This window comes from Pedococcus ginsenosidimutans (genome assembly GCF_039544395.1).
Lineage (GTDB): Bacteria > Actinomycetota > Actinomycetes > Actinomycetales > Dermatophilaceae > Pedococcus > Pedococcus ginsenosidimutans.
In genome coordinates, this window is sequence record NZ_BAABLO010000004.1 from 291,990 (window position 1) to 310,607 (window position 18,618).

Consider the following 18,618-nt stretch of genomic DNA (forward strand, 5'->3'; position numbering starts at 1 on the left):
GCCACTGCGTGTCCGGGTGGACGGGGGCTACTGCGCCCCGACGACCCACTCGGCGTAGAAGAGTCCCAGGCCCAGCGCGACGAACAGCCCCGCGATGATCCAGAACCTGATGACGATGGTGACCTCGTTCCACCCCAGCAGCTCGAAGTGGTGCTGCAGGGGAGCCATCCGGAACACCCGTTTGCCGGTCATCTTGAACGACCCGACCTGGATGATGACCGAGAGCGTGATGGTGACGAACAGGCCGCCGAGGATCACCACGAGCAGCTCGGTACGGGTGGTGATCGCGAGGCCGGCGAGCGCACCGCCGAGGGCGAGGGAACCGGTGTCCCCCATGAAGATCTTGGCCGGTGAGGCGTTCCACCACAGGAAGCCGAAACAGGCACCCATCGCGGCGGCTGCGACCACCGCGAGGTCCCGGGAGTCCCTGACCTCGTAGCACTTCAGGCCCGGCGTGATCTGGCAGTTCTGGTTGCCCTGCCAGATGCCGATGAGCACGTACGCGGCGAACACCATCACGGACGCACCGGTGGCCAGGCCGTCGAGGCCGTCGGTGAGGTTCACGCCGTTGGACGTGCCCGCGATCATGATGTTGGCCCAGATGACGAACAGGATCAGCCCCACGAGGCTCCCCGCGAAGGCGAGGTTGACCGGGGTGTCGCGGACGAACGAGACGTAGGTCGACGCCGGCGTGCGGTGCTTGGAGTTGGGGAACTGGAGTGCGAGCACGGCGAACACCACGGCCACCAGGGTCTGCCCGGCGAGCTTCTCCCCCGACCGCAGGCCGAGGCTGCGCTGCTTGGAGATCTTGATGTAGTCGTCGAGGAACCCCACGAGCCCGAGCCCGGTCATGAGGAACAGGACCAGGACGCCGCTCCAGGTGAGCGGGGTGCCGGTGACCGCGTGGGCGAGCCCGTATGCCGCGAGGCTGCTGCCGATGATGACCGCACCACCCATGGTGGGCGTGCCGCGCTTGGTGTGGTGCGACGTGGGGCCGTCGTCACGGATGAACTGGCCGTAGCCCTGGCGGACGAGGAACTTGATGAACATCGGGGTGCCGAACAGCGCACCCACCAGGGCGACGACGGCAGCGATCAGGACCGCCTTCACGTCGCGTCCTCCTCGCTGTCGGGGCCGGACTGCGCGGCCACCCTGTCTCCGAGCCACCGTAGTCCGGCGTCGCGGCTGGACTTGAACAACACGACGTCACCGGGCCGCAGATTCTCGGCGAGCAGGTCGTGGGCGGCATCGGCGTCCGGCACCCAGACGGCCTCCTCGCCCCACGACCCCTCGTGCTGGGCGCCGCTGGCCATGGGGCGCGCGACGTCGCCGACGACCACGAGCCGGGAGATGTTGAGGCGCACGGCGAGTCGCCCGATGGCGTCGTGCTCGGCGGTGGACTCGTCGCCGAGCTCCAGCATCGAGCCGAGGACGGCCCACGTCCGGCGACCGCCACCGCCCATCGCGGCGAGGGCCTTGAGGGCGGCGCGCATCGAGTCGGGGTTGGCGTTGTAGGCGTCGTTGACGACGGTGACCCCGTCGGGCCGCTCGACGACCTCCATGCGCCACCGCGACGCCGGGGTGGCGGTCGACAGGGCCGCGACGACGGCGTCGAGCCCGAGGCCGCACTCGAGGGCGGCGGCGACGACGGCCAGCGCGTTGCCCACGTGGTGCTCACCGTGCAGCGGCAGCGTGACGGCCGCCTCCCCCACGGGGGTGAGCAGCGTGAAGGACGGCCGACCGGCCGGGTCGAGCGTGATGTCCGTGGCGCGGACGGTCGCGTCCGGCGCGGTGCCGACCAGCTGCACGCGGGCGTTGGTGCGGGTGGCCATGGCCCTGACCGCGGGGTCGTCGGCGTTGAGGACGGCCAGGCCGTCCTCGGGCAGCGCGGCGACGAGCTCTGCCTTGGCGACGGCGATCGCCTCGCGCGACCCGAACTCGCCGACGTGCGCGGAGCCGACGTTGAGCTCGATACCGATCCGCGGTGGGGCGATGGTCGTGAGGTACGCGATGTGCCCGATCCCCCGGGCCCCCATCTCGGCCACGAGGTAGCGGGTCTGCGGCGTGACGCGGAAGACCGTGAGCGGCACCCCGACCTCGGAGTTGAGGGAGCCGACCGGCGCGACCGTCGGGGCGTCGGACGACAGCACGCTGGCCAGCAGGTCCTTGGTGGAGGTCTTGCCGGAGGACCCGGTGATCCCGATGACCGTGAGCTGCGGGTGCCGGTCGACGACCGCCCGGGCCAGCGCGGCCATGCCCGCCTGGATGTCGTCCACGACCACGCACGGCAGGTCGTCGACCTCACGCGTGGTCAGGGCCGCCACCGCCCCCAGCCCTGCCGCGGCAGGCACGAACTGGTGGCCGTCCTGGTGCTCGCCCACCCTCGCGATGTAGAGGCCACCGGGGCCTGCCTCGCGCGAGTCGGTGACCACGGGCCCGTCGACGACGAGCTCTCGGGCAGCAGCCTGCGGTATGCCGTGCAGCCGCCCACCGGTGATGGTGGCGACCTCCTGCAGGGACAACGGGATCACGCGACTCCTCCGCGCTCGAGGGTGATGGCGTCCAGGGCCCTGGCGACCTCGACGCGGTCGTCGAAGGGGTGCACCGTGCCGGCGATCTCCTGGCCGGTCTCGTGGCCCTTGCCGACGACGGCGACCACGCTGCCCGGCCCACGGGAACGGGCTGCGCGGACGGCAGCCTCGATGGCCGTGGCGCGCCCCTCGACATCGTGCAGCTCGGCGTCGGTCCCGGCCTCGCGGGCCCCGTCCAGCACCGCGTGGCGGATGGCCGCCGGGTCCTCCGAACGCGGGTTGTCGTCGGTGACCACCACGACGTCGGCGCCTTCCGCGGCTGCCCGCCCCATGGCGGCACGCTTGCCTCGGTCGCGGTCGCCGCCGGCCCCGAGGACGACGACCAGGGCCCCGGTCGTGGCCGGCCGCAGGGCCGCCAGCGCGGCGGCCACGGCGTCGGGCGTGTGGGCGTAGTCGACGACGACGAGGGGCAGCGACGGGTCGGCACCGTCGCCGGCGGGCGTGACGCGCTCCATGCGCCCGGGCACGTGCGGGTCGACGAGCAGCGCCCGCTCGGCCTGGTCGGCAGGGATGCCTGAGGCCATGAGGGCCAGAGCCGCCATGGCGGTGTTGACCCGGTTGAAGTCACCCGGCAGGGCCGAGCGCAGGGCGAGGCTCGTGGTGCCGTCGGAGAGCGTGAAGGCCGCCGGGTCGTCGCCCGGCAGGAGCCGCCAGTCGGCCTCGACGTCGGCGAGCGAGGTCACCGTGGTGACCGGCACGGTGGCGATGTCGGCGAGCTCGCGGCCCCAGGCGTCGTCGACGCAGACGATGCCGCGCCGCGACCGCTCCGGGGTGAAGAGCGAGGCCTTGGCGAGGAAGTAGTCACGCATGGTCGGGTGGAAGTCGAGGTGGTCCTGGGAGAGGTTGGTGAACAGCGCCACGTCATAGACGACACCGTCGACCCGGTGCTGGCTGAGGGCATGGCTCGACACCTCCATCACGCAGTGGTCGACCCCGCGCTCGACCATGACGGCCAGCAGGGCGTGCAGGACGGTCGCCTCCGGCGTGGTGCGCATGCTCTTGACCCGCTCGTCGCCGATGCGCGTCTCCACCGTCCCGATCAGGCCGGTGGTGCGGCCCAGAGCGGTGAGCGCCGAGCTGATGAGGTACGCCGTGGTGGTCTTGCCGTTCGTCCCGGTCACCCCGACGAGCTGCAGGGCGGGGTCGGCGGTGCCGTACACGGCGCGGGCGACCACGCCCACGACGCTGCGCGGGTCCTCGACCACCACACGGGGACAGTCGATGCCGTCCTCCGCCAGGACCTGCTCCCCCGCCGCGTCGGTGAGGACCGCCACCGCGCCCGCCTCGAGGGCGCCCGCGGCATACCGGGCCCCATGGGTGTTGGCGCCGGGAAGGGCGGCGTACAGGTCACCGGCGAGGACGTCCTGCGAGCTCAGCGTGACCCCGGTGACCTCGACGTCCGGTCCCGTGGTGGAACCGCCCACGAGGGACGCCACGGCAGACAGCGCGGTGGCGTGCGGGGACGCCGGTCGGGGGGAAGGCACGGACAGCGAGCCTACCGTCAGCGCCGCGCGCCGGACGCGCCCGACTGGTTGTCGCGCAGCACGGTGGGGTCGTCCTGGGACGGGGTCTGCGGCGCGTGCAGCTGCACCACCGGCGACCGGGTGCCGGTCGGCGGGACCTGGAGCTCCTGCAGGGCGTAGGTCATGACGTCGCGGAAGACGGGGCCTGCGACGGCGCCACCGAAGTAGCCCTTGATCGGGCGCTGCAGCGTCACGGCGACGACGATCTCGGGGTCGTCGGCGGGGGCGAAGCCGATGAAGCTGGCCGTCTTGCCCGAGTAGCCACCCACCTTGGCGTCGTAGCGGTCGGCGGTGCCGGTCTTGCCGGCCACGCGATAGCCGGGGATCTTGGCCTCGGGGGCGGTGCCCTCCTTGCCGACGACGCCCTCGAGCATGTCGCGGACCTTCTTCGCGGTCTGCGCCGACACGACCCGGATGCCCTGGGGCTTGGGGGCGGGCGTGAACCCGCCGTGGCCGTCGCCGGTGGCGGCCACGATGCGTGGCGGGATCCGCACGCCGTCGTTGGCGATGGTCTGGAAGACCCCTGCCGCCTGCAGGGCGTTGACGGACAGGCCCTGCCCGAACAGCACGGTGTAGCGCTGGGAGCCGTTCCAGTCCTTGACGTTGGTGAGCAGGCCCGGGCCCTCACCCGGGAAGCCCATCCCCGACGTGGCGCCGAGGCCGAACTTCTTGAAGTAGCTGTACATCGTCGACGCCTTGACCTTCTCGCCGGCGAGGATGGTGCCGATGTTGCTGGACTGCGCGAGGACGCCCGCGAAGGTGAGGTACTCCGTGGGGTGGTCGTGGCTGTCCTTGAACTCGGTGCCGGAGCGGTGGATCCGGTTGGGCACCTCGACGACCGTGGACGGCGTGACCGCGCCCTCCTCGATGGCTGCGGCAGCGGTGATGACCTTGCCCGTCGAACCCGGCTCGTAGACGTCGTTGAACGCCTTGTTGGTCCAGTTCTCGCTCGCCTGGCCGGGCTGGTTGGGGTCGAAGGTCGGGTACGACGCGACCGCGAGGAGCTCGCCCGTCTTGACGTTCGTGACGACCACCGTGCCCGAGAGCGCCTTGGTCTCGTTGACCTTCTGGGCGACGGCGTTCTGGGCGAACCACTGCAGGTCCGAGTCGAGGGTCAGCTTGACGTCCTTGCCCTCGATGGGCGCGATGGTCTCCTGCCGCGCGTTCGGGATCGCCCGGCCGTCCTGGGAGTGCTCGAAGATCGTCTTGCCGGCCTTGCCCTTGAGGGTCTGGTCCTCGAGGACCTCGAGGCCGCCGCCCGCCGTGCCGTCCGAGCGCAGGAAGCCGACGAGGGACGCCGCGGCGGTGGACGTCGGGTAGTTGCGGTCGGAGGTGGCCTCGGAGTAGACGCCGTTGACCCCGAGCTCGGAGATCTTGCGCCAGTTGAGCGGGGTGATGTTGCGCGCGAGGACGCGGTACTTGGCCGTCCCCGTGAGGTCCGTGGTCAGCTGGTCGACGGGGATGCCCAGCAGCGGTGAGAGGTCCTCCGCGGCACCGGCCACGCCGACCTTGGTGCGGACGCCGTCGACGCTCTTGACGTACTCGGGCACGGCGGTCTGGTCAACGGTCACGGTGCGCCGCTCGATGCTCGAGGCGAGGATCGTGCCGTTGCGGTCGAGGATGGAGCCCCGCATCGCCAGCAGTGGCACCGTCGTCGTGCGGTTGGTCTGGGCGTCCTTGGACACCGCGGAGGCGTCGAACCCCTGCAGCCGCAGCAGCTGCGCACCGAAGATGCTGAACACGAACAGGACCGCCACGGTCATGGTGCGCATGCGGCGGCGCGGGTTGGCACCGTCGATGCTCACCTTGCGACCTACCGGGCGCCTGGGGGGCGCCGCCGGTGGCCTGGGTCCGGTGCGCCGCGGGGCACCCGTCCCACCGCCGGCACCCGGACCCGGGGTCCGGACAGGTCCCCCGGCCGGACGACCGGTCGGACGACCGGCTCGGGCCGACGCCGCCCGCACCTTGGCCTCCGCCGGCGGAGCGGGACGACGACGGGGCGCCGTACCGGTCGCGGCACGAGGGCGCGGGTCTCCGGGGCGGGTGCCTCGGGTCTGCGTCACTGGGTACCTCGTGTCTGGTCGGGTGGTGCTGCGTGCGGTGCTGCTGTGGGCCTGGGGTCAGGGCTGGTGGTCAGGGCCTGGGGGTGGCCGGTGCCGGCGTGGTGCCGGTGGAGGGCTTCGCCGCCGGCTTCTTCGCCGGGGTGGTCGTGGTGGTGCTCGTGGTGGCCTTGGTCCGGGCGTCGACGCTGGTCACCGTGGTGACGAGCGAGCCGTCGGGCTTGGTGACCTTCACGGTGGTGGTCGTCACGTCCCCCTTCGTGGTGACCGACGCCTTGGGCGCGGTGTCCTTGGCCTTCGCAGCCGACGAGGACGAGGCCTCGGGAGCGGTCACCACGGTAAAGCCGGGCTGCTTCTTGGCCGGGCTCGCCACGCCGAGGACCTTGCCGTCGCTCAGCCGCAGGAACGCCGCGGAGTCGGCGGGAACCATGCCCATCTTGGCGGCGCGCGCGGCCAGGTTGGCCGGGCTGCGCTGGGCGTCGATGGCCTGGGTCAGGGCCTGCTGGGTGTCGGTGAGCTCACCGGAGGTCGCCTGCAGGCGGTGGAGGGTGAAGGAGCCCTCCGCCATCGCCGTGTTGAGCATGAGCAGGCCCACCAGCCCGGCCACGAGCATCGTCATGCACAGGGCCGCGAAAACGCCGTTGCCCGGCTGGCCGAGCGCCGCCGGCACGACGCGCAGGGGTTGGGGCGGCGCCTGCCGCCGCAGTGGTGCCCGAGATGCGACCCTCGCCGTCGCAGTCTGCTGGCTCATCGGTGCTGTCCCTTCGTTGCTGTGGAAAGTCGGGTGCGCTCGGCCGCACGCAGGCGCACCGAGGCAGATCGTGGGTTGGCGGCCTGCTCCTGCGCGGAGGCCTCCTCGGCCCCGCGGGTGAGCAGGCGCAGGTACGGCGCGTGCTCGGGCAGCTCCACCGGCAGGCCTTCGGGGCTGCTGCCCTTGGCGCCCTGCGCGAGGACGCGCTTGGTGATGCGGTCCTCGAGGGAGTGGTAGGAGAGGACGGCGACGCGGCCGCCGACCCCGAGCGCGTCGATGACGCGGGGCAGCGCCCGGGCCCAGACCGACAGCTCGGAGTTGACCTCGATGCGCAGCGCCTGGAAGGTGCGCTTGCCGGGGTGGCCCCCGCTCTTCTGCGACGCCGCCGGCACGACCTTCTTGAGCAGGTCGACGAGCCGGGCCGAGGTGGTGAAGGGCTCGACCTCCCGCTCGCGCACGACCGCGGCCGCGATCTTGCGGGCGAACCGCTCCTCGCCGTACTCGCGCAGGATCGTCTCGAGCTCGCCCGCGTCGTAGGTGTTGAGGACGTCGGCCGCCGTGATCCCGGTGCCCTGGTCCATGCGCATGTCGAGCGGGGCGTCCTGGCTGTAGGCGAAGCCGCGGTCGGCCTCGTCGAGCTGGAGGGAGGAGACGCCGAGGTCGTAGAGGCTGGCCTCGACGTGGTCGACCCCGGCCTCGGCGAGGGCCCGGGGCACCTCGTCGTAGACGGCGTGCACGAACGTGGTGCGGTCGGCGTACGGCGCGAGCCGCTCGGCCGCGAGCGCCAGGGCCTCGCGGTCGCGGTCGATGCCCACGAGCCGCGCCTGCGGGCAGGTCTCGAGCACGGCCTCGGCGTGGCCACCCATGCCGAGGGTGCCGTCGAGGTAGACCGCACCGGGCTCGGAGAGGGCCGGCGCCAGCAGCTCGACGATGCGGTCGCGGAGCACGGGAACGTGCCGGTCGGCGGCCATTCCTCGTGAGTTCATCGACGTGCTCCTGTGGTGCTCGGTGCTGCGGGGTGGTGCTGCGGGGTGGTGCGAGGTGGTGCGGGTCGTGCTGTCCGGGTGACCCTGCGGTCAGGTCCCCATCCGCTCCTGGTGTGCGGCCCGGGACGGGGGAAGTCGTCCCGGGAAGCGGAGCGGCTGGAGACCTGGCCACAGGGGCGTCTCCGTCCGGTGGTCACAGCAGTCCGGGGATGACCTCCTCGGACTGGTCGGCGAAGCCCTGCTCGGTGCTCTCGAGGTAGGCGTTCCACGCCTGGGTGTCCCAGACCTCGACGCGCGAGCCCGCGCCGATGACGGTGCAGTCACGGGTGAGGCCGGCGTAGGCGCGCAGGTTGGCGGGGATGGTCACGCGCCCCTGCTTGTCGGGGACCTCGTCGGAGGCGCCGGAGAGGAAGACGCGGGTGAAGTCGCGGACGGCCTTGGAGGTCGTGGGCGCCGCCTGCATCTGCTCGGTCACGCGGACGAACTCCTGCATCGGGAAGACGTAGAGGCAGCGCTCCTGGCCGCGGGTGACCACGAGGCCGCCGGCCATGCGCTCACGGAATTTGGCCGGCAGGAACAGGCGGCCCTTCTCGTCGAGGCGGGGGTTGTGCGTGCCGAGGAACACGGTGCCCCCCTCCCTGCCGCCGGTGCGGGGCCCCACGGCCCTCTGGTTTCCCCCACTTTACTCCACCAACACCCCCGCAGGGACCCCATTCCGCAACCAGACCTCATACTTTTGGATGTTTCTGCAGGTCACGATGGTGGTGCAAAGTGGTGGACAGATCACCGCAGCCCGCCGAGAGCGAGGGCAACGCCGGCCTCCGAGCCCGCCGCCGGGGCTGGATACGGGCCGTACACGGCTCCCGGGCACCTCTGGCGGTGCCCGCGCGTTCCCCCAACCGGCGTTCGCAGGTCACGAGACGGCATACCTGCTGTCACGGTGGAGCGTTGTGGGGAAAGATCAGGAGCATCCGCGGGGGCGCAACGAGGCACCCCTACGACGATGGGGCCCGCCGCAGGGGGCCCGATGAAGGGACTTCCGGTGCAAGGTAGGTACGAGGACCAGACCAGTGGCCCGGTGGGGGCTTCGGGCGCGACGCCGGCACCGTCGGCCGGAGCCGAGAGCCTGCTCTCGCTCCCCGCGGGCTCCCCCGCCTCCCTGAGCCAGGTCACGGAGGTCGCGGGCCGCCTCGCCCGCGCCATGAACTCCGTCATCGAGGGCAAGCCCGACGTGGTGCACACCGCCATCACGGTGCTGCTCGCCGAGGGCCACCTCCTGCTCGAGGACGTCCCGGGTGTCGGCAAGACGATGCTCGCCAAGACCCTCGCGAAGTCGATCGACTGCTCGGTCCGACGGGTGCAGTTCACGCCCGACCTGCTGCCGAGCGACATCACCGGCGTCAGCGTCTTCAACCAGGACGTGCGCGATTTCGAGTTCCGCCCCGGCGCGATCTTCGCGAACGTCGTCGTCGGCGACGAGATCAACCGCGCCTCCCCCAAGACGCAGTCCGCCCTGCTGGAGTCGATGGAGGAGGGCCAGGTCACGGTCGACGGCCAGACCTACGACCTGCCCCGGCCGTTCATCGTCATGGCGACGCAGAACCCCATCGAGATGGAGGGCACCTACCCCCTGCCCGAGGCCCAGCGCGACCGTTTCATGGCCCGCATCTCCCTCGGCTACCCCTCCTCCCGCGCCGAGGTCGCGATGCTCGACACGCACGGCCAGGTGTCGCCGCTGGAGACCCTGACGCCGGTCACCGACGCCGCGACGGTCTCGGCGATGGTGCGCGCAGTGCGTTCGGTCTTCACCAGCGACGCGATCAAGCAGTACGTCGTGGACCTCTCGTCGGCCACGCGGTCGAGCTCGGCGTTGCGGCTCGGCGCCTCGCCGCGCGCGACCCTGCACATGCTGCGTGCCGCCAGGGCGCACGCCGCACTCGAGGGCCGCGACCACGTCCTCCCCGACGACGTCCAGGCGGTGGTCATCAACGTCCTCGCCCACCGCGTCATCCCCACCGGCGAGACCCAGCTCGCGCGGCGCAGCACCGCCGAGGTCCTGCAGGACCTCATGCGGCGGGTGCCGGTCCCGGCCGCCGGTCGCTGAGGCGCCGCCGTGCGCAGGCTCCGCGACCTCCTCACCACCCGTGGGCGGGCGTTCGTCGCCGCCGGGGTCACCCTGGTGCTGTGCGGTGTCGGGCTCGGGTTCACCGACCTGACCCGCATCGGGGTGCTCCTGGTCGCCCTCCCCCTGCTGAGCGGGCTGCTCATGCGGCGCCACGACCTGCGGTTCTCCCTCGAGCGCACCGCCGTGCCCGGGCGCATCCAGGTCGACGAGCAGTCGGTGGTGACCCTCGGCATCGAGAACGCCGGCGGTGCGGCCAGCCCGCTCCTCATGGCGGAGGAGCAGCTCGACTACGCGCTGGGTGACCGCCCCCGCTTCGTCGTGCCCCGGCTGCGGCGCGGGGAACGGCAGGAGGTCCACTACACCGTGCGGTCACACGTGCGGGGCCGGCACCACCTCGGTCCGCTCGGGGTGCGGCTGCGCGACCCGTTCGGCCTGAGCACCCGCGTCGCGGCGATCTCGGGGTCCAGCGACATCCTCGTGCTGCCGCGCATCCTGCCCCTCGGCGGCGGCCAGCCGCCGGGCAGCGGCGTCGGCGCCGAGGGCGCCATACCCCACATGGTCGCCCTGCACGGCGAGGACGACGTCTCCATCAGGTCCTACCGCGACGGCGACGACCTGCGCCGGATCCACTGGCCCGCCACCGCCAAGACCGGCGAGCTCATGGTGCGCCAGGAGGACCGGCCCGCCCGGCGCCGTGCCGCGATCGTCCTGGACTCCCGCGCCCGCGGCCACCACGGCTCCGGCAGCACCGGCTCGTTCGAGTGGGCCGTCACCGCGTGCGCCTCCGTGGGGGTTCACCTGCTCGAGCAGGGGTACGCCGTGCACCTGGTCACCGACGAGACCGCCGAGGACGGCCGCGCCACCGCCTCGATGGAGGTCGACCCGCTGCTCGACGTGCTCGCCATGGCCGAGCCCGGAAGTGACGACCAGTTCGCCGACGTGCTGCAGGCGGCGCACCCGATCACCGCCTCGGGTGGCCTCGTCCTGGCCGTCGTCACCGAGCTCGACGAGGAGCTGGCCCGCAGGGTCGCCTCGCTGCGCCAGCCCGGCGGCACCGCCTTGGCCGTGGTGCTCGACCCCGACGGGTTCGGCGCCACGAGGCGCCGGCGCACCGGGCCGTCCGAGACCGCGTGCGTCCCCGTCCTCCGCGGGGCGGGCTGGAGCGTGGCGGTGGTGGGGTCGGGCGAGGACCTGGCCGCCGTCTGGGGTGTCCTCTCCGGTGGCACCGCGCGGGTGGGTGTCGCATGAGCCGCGGACGCGTCCCCGAGTCGCTGCTGGCCGGCGCGGCCTCGGCCGTGGTCGCCTGGCCGCTGACCACCCTGTTCACCCCCAACACGTGGATCCGGCCCACGCTGGCCGTCATCGCGGTCGTCGTCGTGGTCGGCATCCTCGTCCGCATGGCCACGACCTCGTGGGTCCTCGTCATCCTCGGCCAGCTCGGCGGCGTCGTCCTCGTGTCCGGCTGGCTCTACGGCCGCGGCCACCTCTGGCACGGGCTGCCCACGGTCGACATGGTGCTGACGTTCAACCGGCTCCTCGTCGACGCCCGGCTGACCGTCCAGAACTACGCGGCACCGGCGCCCACCAACCGGGGCATCATCCTCGGCATCGGGCTGGCCATCGCGGTCGCCGCGATCATCGTCGACCACCTCGCCGTGATGCGGCGCTCCCCCGCCATGGCCGGGCTGCCGCTGCTCACCGCCTTCCTCATCTCGGCCTCCAACTCCGGCGACGCCCTCAACCCCATGTACTTCGTGGCCGCCGGCGGCGTGTGGCTGCTCATGCTCGGCCGCCAGGGCATCTCCTCCCTGCGCCGGTGGAGCACCACGGTGCCGTTGAGCACCAACGGCCGCCGCTCGTCCGACGACCGCGACGGCGCCTACGGGTACGCCGCTGTGGGCCGGACGCTGGCGGTGGCCGGGCTGGTCACCGCCGTCGCGCTGCCGGTCGTCATCCCCCACCTGCCGACGCGCTACCTCATCGACGGCCTCGGCCGGTCGACGGACGCGACCGGTTTCAGCGACGGGCAGATCGGGCTGAAGTCGACCCTCGACCTCACGCGGAGCCTCAACAACCCCTCCAAGGCACCGGTGCTCACCTACACCACCAACGCGCCGGTGCTGACGCCGTTGCGGGTCGGGGTGCTGCAGACCTACGCCAACGACCAGTGGCGACCGGACACCCCGGACGTGAGCTACAGCCGGCGGCCGCAGGTCGAGCTGCCGCGCGAGCTGGACGACAGCATCCCCCGCGAGACCTACCGGTTGTCGGTCGACGACTCCCGGATCGAGGCGCCCCAGATCGCGGCACCGACCCCGCTGGTGTCCGGCGACCTCGACGGCGTGGCGTGGGGCCTGGACCGGCAGACCTCGGTGGCGTCGGTCAACCGGTCCGCCCGGTCCTACAGCTTCAACTACCTCGCGCTCAACCCCACCTCGGGTGCGCTCGACCAGCCCGTCGAGCCGGCCACCGGCGCCCTCCTCCCCCCTGAGCTGCAGGTCGACCCGGCCTCCGAGCCCCTCGTCCGCCAGCTCGTCGGGGAGGTCGTCCCCGAGGGCGCGAGCCGCATCGAGGCCGCCCGGGCCATCCAGAACTACCTGCGCCAGTCCGGGGGGTTCTCCTACTCCCTGCAGCTGCCCGAGACGGTGACCAACGACTTCGGGCAGTCCGAGCGGCCGGACGCCATCTCGCTGTTCCTGCGCTCCAAGGTCGGCTACTGCGTCCAGTTCGCCACGGCCATGGTGATGATGGCCCGGGAGAGCGGGATCCCCGCGCGCATGGCCATCGGCTTCCTGCCGGGCACCGCGGACCGCGGCACCTACACCATCCACGCCTCCGACGCGCACGCGTGGCCGGAGCTGTACTTCAACGGGATCGGGTGGCTCCGGTTCGAGCCGACGCCGTCCGGCGCGCAGAACACCGTGGCCCCGCCCTACTCCCTGGCCCCCACCTCGCCCGACTCGCCGGACCCGTCGGCCAGCGCCTCCTCGACGAACGTCCGCCCCACCAACACCCGCCCCGACGGTGCGAACGACCCCGGCGCCCAGGACCCGACGACCACAACCGGAACCTCCGGCAAGGGCTCGTCCTTCCTCGGCCCGCAGGCCCGCACGGCGCTCCTGTGGATCCTCATCGGCCTCGTCGTCGGCGTCCTCGGGTCGCTGGCGGTGCCGCTGGCCGCCAGGGCCCGGTTGCGCCGCAGGCTGCGCGACGCCCCGGACGAGGCGACCAGGGTCGAGGTCGAGTGGCAGTCGATGGTCGAACGCCTCGGCGACCTCGGCGTCATCCCCCCACGTGGCAGCACCCCCCGCCAGGCCGGCCGCTTCTTCCAGCGCGAGGCCTACCTCGAGGGTGAGGAGTCGCAGGCGCTCGTGCGCGTGGTCGACGGCGTCGAGCGGTCGCGGTACGCCCCTCCGGGCACGACCCTGACCGACGTGCGGCCGGACACGCAGCGTGTCGTCAGGGCGGTCGCCGGTGTCCGCCGCCGCAAGGACAGGCTCCGGGCCGCGTGGTGGCCCAGCGAGGGCCTGCTCGAGTGGCGCGAGCGGCGTGACCGGGTGGTGCGGACCGTGCGCGGTCCGTGGGACCGGCTCCGGGAGCGCCTCACCGACAAGGACTGAAAAGGGCGGTCGCGAGCACCGTCTACGTCACCCTGACGGTCACTGCTACGTCATTCGCGGGTAGGGCTGGCTGTGCTGCCGGGCGACGCTGGACGAGGTATGCGACTTCCCTCCGTCCTCGTCATCGCCGCGGCCTGCGCCGTCGTGGCAGCTTGTGGAGCCTCCGGCCCGGACATGCCGCAGGGACCGCCCCAGCCGGTGCACCCGGCGTCCGCGACGGTGGACGACGGCAGGTCGTCGTTCGACAACCTCCGGTCCGGGGTGCTGAGCACCCAGGGCCGCAGCGTCAACGTGACGGTGGCGAGCCAGATCGCCCGTCCCCCAGCGGTCGGGGCGACGCTGGGTGCGCCGGGGCCGGGACCGGTCCAGCAGGCCTTGGTGGACGCCTACCTCGGTGCCGTGCGCGGTGCGCCCCCGGCGTGCAGGCTGCGGGCCGAGGTGCTGGCAGCCATCGCCCAGGTCGAGTCCGGCTCGGCCGGCGGACAGTCCCTGAGCGGGCACCGCGTCGTCCCCGGCGTGTACGGCCCCCTGCTGTCGGGCGGGAGCCTGGCACGGGTGCCCGACACCGACGGCGGCCGGCTCGACGGCAACACCCAGTGGGACCGCGCACTCGGCCCGATGCAGTTCATCCCCAGCGCCTGGGCCGACTTCGGGACCGACGGCGACGGTGACGGCAAGGCGGACCCGCAGAACGTCTACGACTCGGTCGTCTCGGCCTCGCTCTACCTCTGCGCCGGCGGCCGCGACCTCGCCCAGCCGACCGAGCTCGCGGCGGCGATCGTCTCCTACAACCACTCCGGGCCCTACCTGCTGGCGGTGCTCGACTGGATCGACTACTTCGACACCCACGGGCTGCTCGCGATCGGGCCGGTCTCCGCGCCCGTCGCGAGCCACGGGCCTGCCGCCCCGAGGAAGTCCGAGCCGGCCAGCGTCACCCCCGAGGTCGTCAAGCGCGCCGTCGCCAAGGCGGCCACGCTGCCGGTGGCCCCACCGCCCCCACCGCCGGCGGTGTCGACGACGCCTTCGGGCTCCCACCCGACCCCGAGCCGGCCGCCGGTGTCGTCCACCAGCCACACGCCGGACCCGACGACGACCACGCCGGACCCCACCACCACGACGCCTGATCCGACGACGACCACGCCGGACCCGACCACCACCACGCCGGATCCCACGACCACGACACCTGACCCGACCACCACCACGCCGGATCCCACGACCACGACACCTGACCCGACCACGACGACGCCGGATCCCACGACCACGACACCTGACCCGACCACGACGACGCCGGATCCCACGACCACGACACCTGACCCGACCACGACGACGCCGGACCCGACGACCACCACCCCGGACCCGACCACGACCACGCCGGACCCCACGACGACGACGTCCGACCCGACGACCACCACCCCGGACCCGACCACGACGTCACCCACGGACCCCGGGACATGAGAACAGGCCAGGCGACCCGAAGGTCACCTGGCCTGTTCTGCCTCCCGCGCTCCGGCGGGACTGCTCAGTCGAGGTAGTCGCGCAGGACCTGCGAACGGCTCGGGTGGCGCAGCTTGCTCATCGTCTTGGACTCGATCTGGCGGATCCGCTCGCGGGTCACGCCGTAGACCTTGCCGATCTCGTCCAGCGTCTTCGGCTGGCCGTCGGTCAGGCCGAAGCGCATCGAGACCACGCCGGCCTCGCGCTCGGACAGGGTGTCGAGCACCGAGTGCAGCTGCTCCTGCAGGAGCGTGAAGCTCACCGCGTCGGCAGGCACGACGGCCTCGGAGTCCTCGATGAGGTCACCGAACTCGCTGTCGCCGTCCTCGCCGAGCGGCGTGTGCAGCGAGATGGGCTCGCGACCGTACTTCTGGACCTCGACGACCTTCTCAGGGGTCATGTCGAGCTCCTTGGCGAGCTCCTCCGGGGTGGGCTCGCGCCCGAGGTCCTGCAGCATCTGCCGCTGCACGCGGGCGAGCTTGTTGATGACCTCGACCATGTGGACGGGGATGCGGATGGTGCGCGCCTGGTCGGCCATCGCGCGGGTGATGGCCTGGCGGATCCACCACGTCGCGTACGTCGAGAACTTGTAGCCCTTGGTGTAGTCGAACTTCTCGACCGCACGGATGAGGCCGAGGTTGCCCTCCTGGATCAGGTCGAGGAACAGCATCCCGCGACCGGTGTAGCGCTTGGCCAGGGAGACCACGAGGCGCAGGTTGGCCTCGAGCAGGTGGTTCTTGGCCTTCTTGCCGTCCTGGGCGATCCACCACAGCTCGCGCTTGAGCTTCATGTCGATCTTGTCGCCGGAGTTGAGGCGCTCCTCGGCGAACAGGCCGGCCTCGATGCGCTTGGCGAGCTCGACCTCCTGCTCGGCGTTGAGGAGGGCGACCTTGCCGATCTGCTTGAGGTAGTCCTTGACAGGGTCGGCGGTGGCACCCGCGGTCACGACCTGCTGGACCGGGGCGTCGTCCTCGTCGTCGTCACGCAGGACGAAGCCGGAGGAGGACTCGTCCTCCTCGCCGTCCTTCTTGGCGACCTCTTCGGTCTCGTCCTCGACCACGACGTCCTCGAGCTCGGACTCGACCACGTCGGTGGGCTCGACCTCGACCTCGTCGCCGTCCTCGTCGCCCGCCGGGACATCGCTCTTCGGGGCGGCCTTGGTGGCGGCAGCGGACTTGGCAGCGGCCTTCTTGGTCGCGGGCTTGGCGGGCTCCGCCGCCGCGGCTGCGGCCTTCTTGGTCGTCGTCGCCTTGGCCGCGGTCTTGGTCGCGGGCTTGGCAGCCGCCTTGGCGGTGCTCTTGGCAGCAGGGGCCTCGGCCTTGGCGGAGGTCGCCGAGGCAGCCTTCTTCGCAGCGGGCTTGGACGCCGCCTTCTTGGCCGTCGCCGTCGCCGTGCGCCGGGTGGTCGTCGCGGCGACCGCACGGCTGGCGGTGGCGGCGTCGAGGGTGACCGTGATGCCCTGCTCGTCCAGCGAGCGCAGGACCGCCTTCATCCGCTTCGGGGCCACCTCGGCGCCCTCGAGGGCCTCACGCAGTGCCGCGCTGTCGACAGAGCCGTTGGTGCGGCCCTGCATGAGCAGCTGCTGCAGCGCAGGGTGGGAGAACTCGGCGGGGAGAGACGGTGCGGGGCTCGCAGCCTTCTTGGACACAGGCGACACGGACTACCTTTCGTCGCGGGATCGCGGCACGGCGCACGCCATCACAGGCGTGATCGGACACGCCTAGGACAACAACTGCGGGAGCGGAAGTATTGCCGGGACCGCGCGTTGCTGACCCTTGCGCGACCTCGTTCTGGACATTGTAAAACGAGATGCCCCGCAAACTTGCATCCGTGCCCGAAATCGGGCGCGGAACCCCCTCAGGCGTCGGCCTTGACCGCCAGGACGGGGCACGAGGCGTCGAGCAGGATGCGCTGGGCGTTGGAGCCCAGGATGAGCTTGCCGACCGGCGTGCGCCGGCGCAGGCCGATGACGATGAACTCCGCCTGCTCGGCCTCGGCCACCGCGATGAGGTCCTCAGCGGGCTCGTTGCCGCGGACCAGCTGTCGCACCTCGTGCTCGAGCCCCTCGGCGTCGAGCTCGGACTGGATGCGGGTGAGCTCGGCGTCGAACCGCTGGGCCTCGTCCGCGTCGAAGTCGCGTCCACCGCGCTGGGAGTTGATGACGATGAGCCTGGACTTGCGCAGCAGCGACTCGTCCGCCGCGCGCCGCAGCGCGGCTCGCCCTTCCTTCGTCGGGACATACCCCACAACGATGGCCACGGGAACCTCCTCGTTCGTCGACAACCGCGGCAAAGGCCGCGGCTCAGACGCTATCGGAAATCCCGAGGTCAGGCAGGGTCGGCGAGCACTCGCTCGACGACGGCCCCCACCTGGTCGAGCTCGATGAGGAAGCCGTCGTGGCCGTAGTCGGACCGCACGGTGTGCAGGCTCGCCCCCCCGATGCCCTCGGCGATCTCGTGGGAGAGCCGCGGCGGGTAGAGCCGGTCGGAGTCGACCGCGACGACGAGCACGTCCGCGCGCACCCGCCGGAGCGCCTCCGGGACCCCGCCGCGACCCCGGCCGACGTCGTGGGAGTTCATCGCCTCGGTGAGGACGAGATAGGAGTTGGCGTCGAACCGCCCGGCGAGCTTGCCCGCGTGGTGGTCGAGGTAGGACTCGACGGCGTAGCGCCCGCGGCCCCCCAGAGGCTCCTCACTCCCCTGCGGCTCGCGACCGAACCGCTCGTGCAGCTCGAGCTCGCTGCGGTAGGTCACGTGGGCGATCCGCCGTGCGATGCCCAGGCCGGCGTCCGGCCCGGTGTGCTGGTCGTAGTAGTCGCCGTTCCGGAAGTGCGGGTCGGACCGGATGGCCAGCAGCTGCGCCTGGCACCACGCGATCTGCTCCGCGGTGGCGTACGCGGTGCTGGCCAGCACCACCGCCCGGTCCACCCGATCGGGGTGGCCGACCGCCCACTCCAGGGCCCGCATCCCGCCCATGGAGCCCCCCAGCACGAGGTGCCACCGCTCGATACCCAGCCGGTCGGCGAGCAGTGCCTCGACCTGCACTTGGTCGCGGACCGTGACGAAGGGGAACCTGCTCCCCCACGCCGTGCCGTCGGGCGCCGACGAGGACGGCCCGGTCGTGCCCTGGCAGCCGCCTAGGACGTTGGAGGCCACGACGAAGAAGCGGTCGGTGTCGAGCGGACTCCCCGGGCCGACGAGGCCGTCCCACCACCCCGGGGTCGGGTGGCCCGGGCCGGCCTCACCGACGACGTGGGCGTCGCCGGTGAGCGCGTGCTCGACGAGGATGGCGTTGTCGCCGGCGGCGTTGAGCTCGCCCCAGGTCTCGTAGGCGACCGTGACGTCGGGCAGCACACCGCCGCGCTCGAGCTCGACGGCCCCGAGGCCGACGAAGCGCCGGCTGCCCACGGGGTCGCCCTCGCGCCAGGCGCCAGAGGTCGTCGGCGGACGGGAGGTGGTCGTCATCGGG

At 72.3% G+C, this 18,618-nt stretch carries 14 protein-coding genes; 4 read left to right on the forward strand and 10 right to left on the reverse strand.

Translation table 11 applies throughout. The annotated features are described in order from the left end of the window. Positions 1 to 27: 27 nt before the first annotated feature. From mraY to mraZ, 7 genes are all read right to left on the reverse strand, one after another. Positions 28 to 1,110, reverse strand: coding sequence for a phospho-N-acetylmuramoyl-pentapeptide-transferase (mraY, locus tag ABEA42_RS06165; RefSeq protein WP_345501889.1), 1,083 nt, complete (start codon positions 1,108 to 1,110; stop codon positions 28 to 30). Beyond that, positions 1,107 to 2,531 (reverse strand): UDP-N-acetylmuramoyl-tripeptide--D-alanyl-D-alanine ligase, encoded by a 1,425-nt coding sequence (locus ABEA42_RS06170; RefSeq protein ID WP_345501891.1) that lies wholly within the window; start codon positions 2,529 to 2,531, stop codon positions 1,107 to 1,109. Before ABEA42_RS06170 ends, mraY begins: the two co-directional genes overlap by 4 nt. Then, entirely contained in the window at positions 2,528 to 4,075 is a 1,548-nt protein-coding gene (locus tag ABEA42_RS06175) for a UDP-N-acetylmuramoyl-L-alanyl-D-glutamate--2,6-diaminopimelate ligase (protein ID WP_345501892.1), read from the reverse strand. Before ABEA42_RS06175 ends, ABEA42_RS06170 begins: the two co-directional genes overlap by 4 nt. Before the next feature lie 17 nt (positions 4,076 to 4,092). Then, positions 4,093 to 5,919 carry a peptidoglycan D,D-transpeptidase FtsI family protein gene (locus ABEA42_RS06180; protein WP_345501894.1) on the reverse strand — a complete coding sequence of 609 codons (1,827 nt, stop codon included), beginning with the start codon at positions 5,917 to 5,919 and terminating at the stop codon, positions 4,093 to 4,095. A gap of 328 nt (positions 5,920 to 6,247) precedes the next feature. Continuing rightward, on the reverse strand, positions 6,248 to 6,925 hold the full coding sequence (locus tag ABEA42_RS06185) for a hypothetical protein (protein ID WP_345501895.1): 678 nt from the start codon (positions 6,923 to 6,925) through the stop codon (positions 6,248 to 6,250). Continuing rightward, positions 6,922 to 7,911 carry a 16S rRNA (cytosine(1402)-N(4))-methyltransferase RsmH gene (gene rsmH, locus ABEA42_RS06190; RefSeq protein ID WP_345501897.1) on the reverse strand — a complete coding sequence of 330 codons (990 nt, stop codon included), beginning with the start codon at positions 7,909 to 7,911 and terminating at the stop codon, positions 6,922 to 6,924. Before rsmH ends, ABEA42_RS06185 begins: the two co-directional genes overlap by 4 nt. Before the next feature lie 193 nt (positions 7,912 to 8,104). Further along, positions 8,105 to 8,536, reverse strand: coding sequence for a division/cell wall cluster transcriptional repressor MraZ (gene mraZ, locus ABEA42_RS06195; protein ID WP_345501898.1), 432 nt, complete (start codon positions 8,534 to 8,536; stop codon positions 8,105 to 8,107). A 402-nt stretch (positions 8,537 to 8,938) separates the two neighbouring features. Here mraZ and ABEA42_RS06200 point away from each other — a divergent pair, with 402 nt between their 5' ends. From ABEA42_RS06200 to ABEA42_RS06215, 4 genes are all read left to right on the forward strand, one after another. Next, positions 8,939 to 10,015: an AAA family ATPase gene (locus ABEA42_RS06200; RefSeq protein WP_345501900.1), complete on the forward strand. Its 1,077-nt coding sequence runs from the start codon at positions 8,939 to 8,941 to the stop codon at positions 10,013 to 10,015. 9 nt (positions 10,016 to 10,024) lie between these two features. Next, on the forward strand, positions 10,025 to 11,284 hold the full coding sequence (locus ABEA42_RS06205; RefSeq protein WP_345501901.1) for a DUF58 domain-containing protein: 1,260 nt from the start codon (positions 10,025 to 10,027) through the stop codon (positions 11,282 to 11,284). After that, positions 11,281 to 13,656: a transglutaminase family protein gene (locus ABEA42_RS06210; RefSeq protein ID WP_345501902.1), complete on the forward strand. Its 2,376-nt coding sequence runs from the start codon at positions 11,281 to 11,283 to the stop codon at positions 13,654 to 13,656. Before ABEA42_RS06205 ends, ABEA42_RS06210 begins: the two co-directional genes overlap by 4 nt. 99 nt (positions 13,657 to 13,755) lie before the next feature. After that, positions 13,756 to 15,111 carry a lytic murein transglycosylase gene (locus ABEA42_RS06215; protein ID WP_345501903.1) on the forward strand — a complete coding sequence of 452 codons (1,356 nt, stop codon included), beginning with the start codon at positions 13,756 to 13,758 and terminating at the stop codon, positions 15,109 to 15,111. Between the two features lie 64 nt (positions 15,112 to 15,175). Here the strand turns inward: ABEA42_RS06215 and ABEA42_RS06220 are convergent, their stop codons facing one another. The 3 genes from ABEA42_RS06220 to metX form a co-directional block, all read right to left on the reverse strand. Next, positions 15,176 to 16,807 (reverse strand): RNA polymerase sigma factor, encoded by a 1,632-nt coding sequence (locus ABEA42_RS06220; RefSeq protein WP_425571998.1) that lies wholly within the window; start codon positions 16,805 to 16,807, stop codon positions 15,176 to 15,178. Positions 16,808 to 17,007: 200 nt separating this feature from the next. Next, positions 17,008 to 17,409 carry a universal stress protein gene (locus ABEA42_RS06225; protein WP_345501904.1) on the reverse strand — a complete coding sequence of 134 codons (402 nt, stop codon included), beginning with the start codon at positions 17,407 to 17,409 and terminating at the stop codon, positions 17,008 to 17,010. Between the two features lie 68 nt (positions 17,410 to 17,477). Next, positions 17,478 to 18,614 (reverse strand): homoserine O-acetyltransferase MetX, encoded by a 1,137-nt coding sequence (gene metX / locus ABEA42_RS06230; protein ID WP_345501905.1) that lies wholly within the window; start codon positions 18,612 to 18,614, stop codon positions 17,478 to 17,480. Between the last annotated feature and the right edge of the window lie 4 nt (positions 18,615 to 18,618).

What these genes read in the sequence shown, in the direction of transcription:
- ABEA42_RS06185 (WP_345501895.1), bottom strand. Translation starts at nt 6,925, where the DNA reads ATGAGCCAGCAGACTGCGACGGCGAGGGTCGCATCTCGGGCACCACTG.
- rsmH (WP_345501897.1), bottom strand. Translation starts at nt 7,911, where the DNA reads ATGAACTCACGAGGAATGGCCGCCGACCGGCACGTTCCCGTGCTCCGC.
- ABEA42_RS06200 (WP_345501900.1), top strand. Translation starts at nt 8,939, where the DNA reads ATGAAGGGACTTCCGGTGCAAGGTAGGTACGAGGACCAGACCAGTGGC.
- ABEA42_RS06210 (WP_345501902.1), top strand. Translation starts at nt 11,281, where the DNA reads ATGAGCCGCGGACGCGTCCCCGAGTCGCTGCTGGCCGGCGCGGCCTCG.
- ABEA42_RS06215 (WP_345501903.1), top strand. Translation starts at nt 13,756, where the DNA reads ATGCGACTTCCCTCCGTCCTCGTCATCGCCGCGGCCTGCGCCGTCGTG.
- metX (WP_345501905.1), bottom strand. Translation starts at nt 18,614, where the DNA reads ATGACGACCACCTCCCGTCCGCCGACGACCTCTGGCGCCTGGCGCGAG.